Raw genomic sequence first — 1,284 nt, forward strand, 5'->3', positions numbered from 1 at the left:
CCGTCATCGGGAAATAGGTGCCGCCCTTGACGGTGGCATCGTTGGCGACGATCACCACTTCCTGACCGCACACACGGCCAATGCCGCAGACCATGCCGGCGGCGGGTGCGGCATCGTCGTACATGCCCTCGGCGGCCAGCGGCGCAATTTCCAGGAACGGCGAGCCGGGATCGAGCAGGGCGGTGATGCGGTCGCGCGCCAGCAATTTGCCGCGCTCGGTGTGCTTGTTGCGTGCCTTCTCGCCGCCGCCGTTGGCGGCATGGGCGAGGCGGCGGTCAAGCTCGGCCACCAGTTCGCGGTGAAAGGCGACGTTGTCGAGGAAATCCTGCGAGCGGGGATCAAGCTGGGTGGTCAACGCGGGCATGCAGGACGTCCGTTTGCGGTATGCAGTCGCCAAGGATACCGCCTGCGCCCCGGCAGTCTGCGACAATGACCGGCCACCCTGCTGTTTCCCGACACGTGGCCCGTCTCGATCAATCTCCGAAAACCCTCCAGATCACCGACCTCAGCCATGACGGCCGGGGCGTCGCGCATTGGCCGGAGGGGCATGCCCAGGCCGGCAAGGCGGTGTTCGTCACCGGCGCGTTGCCGGGGGAAACCGTCTCGGTGCAGCAGACGGCACGCTCCAAGCATTTCGATGAAGCCAGGACGCTGGACGTGCTGACTGCATCGCCGGATCGCGTGCAGCCGCGCTGCCCGCATTTCGGTGTGTGCGCCGGCTGCGTGCTGCAGCATCTGGCCGAAGGCAGACAGATCGATGCCAAGCAGCGGGTGCTGCTGGACAACCTGCAGCGGATCGGCCACGTCACGCCCGCCAGCGTGTTGCCGCCGCTGCGCGGGGACAGCTGGGGCTATCGGCGCAAGGGCCGGTTGTCGGTGCGGCGGGTCGAAAAGAAGGACAAGACCCTGGTCGGTTTTCGCGAACTCGATCCGCGCTTCGTCGCTGATTTGCGCGAGTGCCACACCGTGGTGCCGCAGCTGGGCTTCAAGCTGGACGTGCTGGGCGCATTGGTCGATGGTCTGGATGGCCGTCGTGACATCCCGCAGATCGAATTCATTGCCGGCGATGCCGCCACCGTACTGGTGTTCCGCCATCTGCAGCCGCTGTCGGAGGTGGACAAGAGCAAGCTGGCAGCATTCGGCAGCGAACATGGCTTCGCGATCTCGCTGCAGCCCGGTGGCATTGACTCGGTGCATCCACTTTCCGGTGAGCCGCCCGCGTTGGCGTTCGGGTTGCCGCAGTGGGACATCGAACTGAACTTCCGCCCGCTGGATTTCATCCAG

Annotated in this window: 1 protein-coding gene and 1 pseudogene; one reads left to right on the forward strand and one right to left on the reverse strand. The window is 66.0% G+C overall.

All coding sequences use genetic code 11. From position 1 onward, the window contains the following. A pseudogene (locus tag ACE3OK_RS12585) lies at positions 1-364 on the reverse strand (carboxyl transferase domain-containing protein); the annotation flags it as partial. Between the two features lie 65 nt (positions 365-429). Between ACE3OK_RS12585 and ACE3OK_RS12590 the strand changes: the two are divergent. Further along, a partial coding sequence (locus ACE3OK_RS12590; protein WP_374249893.1) for a TRAM domain-containing protein occupies positions 430-1,284 on the forward strand: 855 nt, incomplete at its 3' end.

This window comes from Thermomonas sp. (assembly GCF_041905325.1).
Classification (GTDB): Bacteria; Pseudomonadota; Gammaproteobacteria; order Xanthomonadales; family Xanthomonadaceae; genus Thermomonas.